The sequence below is a fragment of the Paenibacillus sp. sgz302190 genome (assembly GCF_059820445.1).
This window is the reverse complement of sequence record NZ_JBZYAO010000055.1, coordinates 1-5,629: the sequence shown is the minus strand read 5'-3', so window position 1 is coordinate 5,629 and position 5,629 is coordinate 1. Positions and strand designations below refer to the sequence as shown.

The window sequence follows — 5,629 nt, the reverse complement described above, 5'->3', positions numbered from 1 at the left end:
AGCCACAGAAGCCACAGAAGCCACAGAAGCCACAGAAGCCACAGAAGCCACAGAAGCCACAGAAGCCACAGAAGCCACAGAAGCCACAGAAGCCACAGAAGCCGCAGAAGCCACAGAAGCCACAGAGCCCCGCAACCCCGCAACCTCGCAACCCCTACAACCCCTACCCCCTCGCAAAAACCTACACCCCTCGCCGATCGCCGCAATCTGCCTGACTGCGCGAAGAAAACCTGCAAAAATACATCTTTTTGCTCGTTGCTACGCCGCCACGAAAAAATTCCTGCAATTGTGCAGGCTTTTTGTCGCAAACAGGGGCTCAGGTTCATTTTCATCGAAAATTCCTGCACTTTTGCAGGTTTTTCGCCAAAATGAACCACTAACGCAGAAAAAACCTGCACTTTTGCAGGTTTTCTCCCGGCCAAGCCGGCCAAAGCCCAAGCCGCTTCGCGCACCTTCTGTGCAGCACCGCAGCCTGCGCGGAAGGAGGTGCCGCGTTGGGAAAGAGCGGCCCCTCCAATAATCCAAAAAATGGGGCGGTTTTTTGAGGCTTTTTGAGGCTGTACCCACGCTTGTGCCCGCGCAGCCAGCCCCTCTTCCTCTGTCACCTCAAACGTAATCTGCTGCATTTTCTCAAAAAGCGGTCCATTTGGGAGAAGCCTGCGTTTGTGCAGGAATTATCCGTCGGAGAAACCGTGGGAGACGAGATGTTTCCCGGCTGTTGAGAAAGTCCAAAGGATTGCCGCTTTGATCGCTCCCCATATCCAAGAGGCGCAGTCTGCTTATCTCTTCCTCTGCAAATCGCGCAGTTCGCGCCAGCCGATGATGCGGATTCCCTCTTTTCGTATCATCTCCTGTACATCCGGGTCGAGGAACACGTCGTATTCAAAACGCCGGTATGCCCACGTATCTGTTATCGCTTTCAGCTCATCCGTATCGAGGGAAGGGTGGAACAGCAGCTCCGTCACGCCGGGCCTGAGGCTTTTGATCAAATCGACGGCCGTCTTCTTGACGGTTTCGTAGCCCACTTTTTCCGGGTAGTAAAAAGGCAGCATGAGCACTTCGTTCGGATGGACAATTCCTTTCTCTTTCGCTTTTTGCGCGACGCTTGCCACATTGGCAGCCGGCACCTCAAAACGGGGAGGACCAGCCATAAAACGGAACGGCAAGTCATACTTTTCGGCCAGCTCCAAATACAGGTCCAAATGGTAATGCAGCGTTCCCATATGAGTGTCCAGATGGGTAGGATCCACGCCTAAGCGAATGGCCGTCTCGATTTGAGCGACGAGCTCTTCCCTGATTTGTTCCAGGTCCGCATGTATGACGTAAGTGGGATCAGCCGGAAAATGCCCGTAATCGTCAACGAGCGTGTCTACGTTACCGCTGCGCGATACGGGTCCCCATTTGTACGAGGGCCATTCGCTTGTCAATGTCAAGTGAATGCCTACGTCGAGAGCGGGACTGCTTGCAGCGGCGCGAGCCGCTTCCAATGCCCATGGGCAGGGTACCATGAGCGTCGCAGAGGAAATCGCCCGCTGTTCCAGCAAATGCAGCACCGCCCGGTTGGTTGAATGGCACATTCCAAAATCGTCCGCGTGCAAAATGAGATATCGTTCCGTTTGCAATGAATCCAAATTGGCCATATGATTCCTCCTCCTGACATTCCGTAATAACTTCCACTATAATACAAAAATAACGATCCCGCAGCATCCAGTATTTTTTTCTGATGTGAGGAATCGCACAGCGGAAACGGGCGAGCCGGTTTACTATGAAATTAGGAACCAACTGCATGATCATGGAGGGATCGCATATGACGCTTAAGTCTACCGGCTACAAACTGGGAATGGCCTCAACGAATCCGAATAAACTGAGCTTTGCCGTGGAGCGCTGGAAAGATGAGCATCATCGTTTGCGGGCCAAGATCAAAATTTTGGAAACGCATGCCAAAGAGATCGGCCTGATGGATAACGCGGAGCAACGTCTTGATATACTTTCAAAATTGAAGCAAAGCACGGCCGGATTTATGACGGAACTGAAGCGGCACGCCGAATGGGAGGATAAGGAGTTTTTTGCCTTTCTTATCGAGTACATGAGGCGCGATCCCGTTCCTACCATAATGCCTTCCTTTTGGGTATTGGAAAGGGACCATGAGCTTGCCGATTCGTTTTTTCAGTCGTTTCACGAGTCGGTAGGCCAACTGCTCGCCCGCAAAAACACAAGAAAAGATCAAGCGGTGGAGGCGGCCTCCCATTTGCTGCAGGCGTGCCTTATTTTAAACGACCATTTGACGATGGAAGAACAGCTTGTACTGCCTTTGACGGAAGAAGTTTTCACGGATTTAGACTACTTTTTCTCATAGGAGGATGAGAGCGATGAAACTGATCGTCCACGGAAAAAACTTGCAGGTGACTCCGGCTTTATACGAATACGCCGAGCGGAAGCTGGGCCCTCTGGGCTCCTGGTTCGATGAAACGTGCGAGCTGCATGCAGCGCTGTCCGTACAAGGGCATAAGCTGCAGCATGTAGTCGAGGTGACTGTCGCCTGCCATGGCTTGACGCTGAGAGCGGAAGAACGGCGCGAAGATATGTACGCTTCCCTCGATCTGGTTGCTGACAAACTGGAGCGGAAAATCCGCAAGCTCAGAGAGAAGCTGAGATACCGCGTTCGCCATCAGGGGGGATTGAAAGACCTGGCTGTCGTATCGGGGGCGCAGGAGCCGGAGAAAGAGCCGTTTGAAGTTGCCCGGGTGAAGACCGTTACCGTCAAGCCGGTCGATATCGAGGAAGCTATTTTGCAGATGAACCTGCTGGATCATAATTTCCACCTCTTCTTCAACCGCGACTCCAACAAAACGGAGCTTGTGTACAGACGCAATGACGGGTCCTATGGACTGATTACGACAACCTGACATAGAGCACGGCATTCCATATTAAAGGCTATTCTCTAGGCGGTTGAACAAGCCGCTTCAGGGGATGGCCTGTTTTTGTTTTCCAATTGTTTCAAAAGGGAGATGCGCTTCTTCTAAAAGAGCGGAATAAGCTTTATAATTGATTCCATGTACGGCTTGCCGCGAAGGAGGAGAGAAGTTGGAGACAGAACAGGCAAAGGATATAAAAGATTACAGCGCGCGTTTAAACCGTTTGGTGGATGATTTTGAGACGCACATTCATAAAAGTTTGAATGATGAGTATATAAAGTCAACCAAATGGTCCGATAAGCTGGCGGACAACATTGCTGAATTCGGCGGAAGCTGGAAATTTATCAACGTATTTTTTGCAGTATTGGTGTTATGGATTATCGTCAATTCCCTTTCCTTCACTAAAGCGATTCATTTCGACGAATTTCCGTTTATTTTATTAAATTTGGTCCTGTCTTTTCTCGCAGGATTTCAGGCGCCGATCATTATGATGAGCCAAAACAGGCAAGCCGCAAGGGACAAGCGGGAAGCCGTCATTGATTTTGCCATCAACTACAAGGCGGAGATGGAAATTGACGACATGCAAGGGCATTTGCATAGGCTTGAGGCGGATTTTGCCGAGTTTAGAGCTGAAGTCAGAAATGAGCTGGCGGAAATCAAAGAGCTGCTGAAAAACAGGCCGGCAAGCGAAGAAAGCGGCCGCTGAATTGAGCAATTCGACCGTTCTTGTGGAACGGTCTTTTTTTCATGTCTTTTTCCTGACGGAATAGTGGTGGAAAATGGCCCGGTTCAGCCGGTCCAAATCCGGCTCGATCAGCGGGCGGCTGAGCCGTCTCACCCATGCCTGGGACAGCATCCAGGTCAGGACGCCCGCTGCGAGCAGCACAAGCGCAACGTGCAGCGGTCCGCTGACGTAGGCATAGATGCCGGTGGCGATCGCTGTTTTGATCACGAGCCCCTGCAAAAGAAACACGTACCCCGTGTGCGGACCCCAGGAAGTGAGGATGCTCCGCATCCGCGGCACAAAACTTAGAAAGCAGACGGAAGCTGCGATCTGGAGCGCGTAAATGCCCAGGCGATAAGCGCCGGCGGCCCAGCCTGCCGCATTTAATTGGCTGTACGTAAAGCTGCTGTAGAGCCACTTGGGGTCGAGTGGAACGGCATATAGGGCAATGGCGATAGCAGCAGCCGCAACAATGCCAGGCCCTCGGAGGGCGCGGATTTTCGCCGGCCACTCCCCGTCAAAGCGGAAGTAATAGCCGGCCAGAAAGAACGGGAAGAAAACCAAAGTTCTCGAAAAGCTGAGAATAGCGCCCGAAAAAGGCAAATAACCCGCCAATATCCCGATCGCAAAGGCCGCCGCCAGCGGGTGTTTGAACGAAACGAAAACCCGCAGCAGCAGACGCCAGCAAAGATGGCTGAACAAAAACCACAGCAGCGAGTACGGAATAAAAAACGAGTACCGGATGCCGGGAGCGTGAAACACGAGCACATCCATCAACGAGTAAATGCTTTGGAATACAAGATACTGGTGAAAAATCGTCCTCAGGCTTTTTAAGCCGCTGCCGTCGAACCGAAAGCCTTTTGCAAAATAGCCCATCGCAAACACGAACATCGGTATATGAAAAGTGTAAATCGACAAATACAGCGTATTTACTGCTCTATTTTGATCAATAAGCGGTTCGAGGCAGTTGGCGATTACAACGAGCAGGATCAGCAAAAATTTGGCGTTCAGCATAAAAGTGTCCGACGCTTCTTTGCCTGCGTTATCCATATTAGTTCCCTCCGTCAGCATAGATGTCTTCCAAAACTAGACTAAATCCGCAGCCGAAATGCAGCTATGATAAAAGTCACGAGATAGTCAAATCCGGTGTGACTTGCTTCACAGAGCATCAGACAGCGGAAACGGTATGATGAAGGTGTAACTTGACGCGACGCATTGAAGGAGGTTTTACCATGGTTATCGATATGAGTGCTCCGATGCCGCAGCTTCAACAGTTCATCGCCGAGCACGAAGCGTTGAAAAAAGAAGTGGATGCCGTTCAGGATAAAGCGGATCTGATGGTCAGCCAGCTCGGCACCGAGCGCTGCAGGATGCTGCTGGAAGAAATCCGGGCGGAGATGGCGGTTATTTTGCGCCAGCTTAAGGAGCACGAAGTTTGGGAGGGCTGCGTATCCCGGGAAACAGGTCCGGCATTGGCGACGACCAAATGGGTTTTGGAAGAAGACCATAAACTGGCGGAACGGTTTGTCAAATCATTTATTCACGCAGCGGACAACTGCTGCACATCCGATATTAAACAGCTGACCGAGGCGGCTTCCCTTCTGAGCGTGGCTTGCTCGGTTTTGGCGGATCATCTGGTTTCGGAAGAGGAGCTGTTCCAGGGCTACCTCGAAGAACGGCATTGAACACCGCCTGCCGGAACTGCTGGACCAGTTCGTTAGTGCTGGGAACCTGCGGACCATAACGCAGACTGATCTATCGTCCTGTACGAACTACTAGCTGGAACTGGACGCATCCAGTTGGCGATGAGCGAAAAGCCTGCAAAAGTGCAGCCTTTTGCTCGTTGATTCGCTTGCAGCGAAATATTCCTGCAAAAGTACAGTTTTTTTCGCCGATGGGCGGGCTCAAGCCCCTCAAAATTAAAAATTCCTGCACAATTGCAGGAATTTCCCCAAAACAAGCCGCTTGCAGCGAAAAAGCCTGCACTTTT

General features: G+C 51.4%; 8 protein-coding genes. 4 read left to right on the top strand and 4 right to left on the bottom strand.

Annotation, left to right across the window (positions count from 1 at the left end):
• Together AC6RNO_RS34130 and AC6RNO_RS34125 are read right to left on the bottom strand one after the other, a co-directional pair.
• A partial coding sequence (locus AC6RNO_RS34130) for a hypothetical protein (protein ID WP_497108168.1) occupies window positions 1-626 on the bottom strand: 626 nt, incomplete at its 3' end.
• Window positions 627-779: 153 nt separating this feature from the next.
• Window positions 780-1,640, bottom strand: a complete 861-nt coding sequence (locus tag AC6RNO_RS34125) for a ChbG/HpnK family deacetylase (RefSeq protein WP_497108167.1) — start codon at window positions 1,638-1,640, stop codon at window positions 780-782.
• 167 nt (window positions 1,641-1,807) lie between these two features.
• Between AC6RNO_RS34125 and AC6RNO_RS34120 the strand changes: the two genes are divergently transcribed.
• The 3 genes from AC6RNO_RS34120 (at window position 1,808) to AC6RNO_RS34110 (ending at window position 3,621) form a co-directional block, all read left to right on the top strand.
• Window positions 1,808-2,356, top strand: coding sequence for a hemerythrin domain-containing protein (locus AC6RNO_RS34120; RefSeq protein WP_474680006.1), 549 nt, complete (start codon window positions 1,808-1,810; stop codon window positions 2,354-2,356).
• Window positions 2,357-2,369: 13 nt separating this feature from the next.
• Window positions 2,370-2,906, top strand: coding sequence for a ribosome hibernation-promoting factor, HPF/YfiA family (gene hpf / locus AC6RNO_RS34115; protein ID WP_474680007.1), 537 nt, complete (start codon window positions 2,370-2,372; stop codon window positions 2,904-2,906).
• Window positions 2,907-3,084: 178 nt separating this feature from the next.
• Entirely contained in the window at window positions 3,085-3,621 is a 537-nt protein-coding gene (locus AC6RNO_RS34110) for a DUF1003 domain-containing protein (protein WP_497108166.1), read from the top strand.
• Between the two features lie 39 nt (window positions 3,622-3,660).
• Here AC6RNO_RS34110 and AC6RNO_RS34105 read toward each other — a convergent pair whose 3' ends face one another.
• Complete coding sequence (locus AC6RNO_RS34105; protein WP_497108165.1) at window positions 3,661-4,689, bottom strand: acyltransferase family protein; 1,029 nt, start codon at window positions 4,687-4,689, stop codon at window positions 3,661-3,663.
• A gap of 182 nt (window positions 4,690-4,871) precedes the next feature.
• On the opposite strand from AC6RNO_RS34105, the gene AC6RNO_RS34100 reads away from it, so the two are divergent.
• Window positions 4,872-5,324 (top strand): hypothetical protein, encoded by a 453-nt coding sequence (locus tag AC6RNO_RS34100; RefSeq protein WP_474680010.1) that lies wholly within the window; start codon window positions 4,872-4,874, stop codon window positions 5,322-5,324.
• A gap of 70 nt (window positions 5,325-5,394) precedes the next feature.
• Here the strand turns inward: AC6RNO_RS34100 and AC6RNO_RS34095 are convergent.
• Window positions 5,395-5,629: hypothetical protein (locus AC6RNO_RS34095; protein ID WP_497108164.1), on the bottom strand; the 235-nt coding region annotated here is incomplete at its 5' end.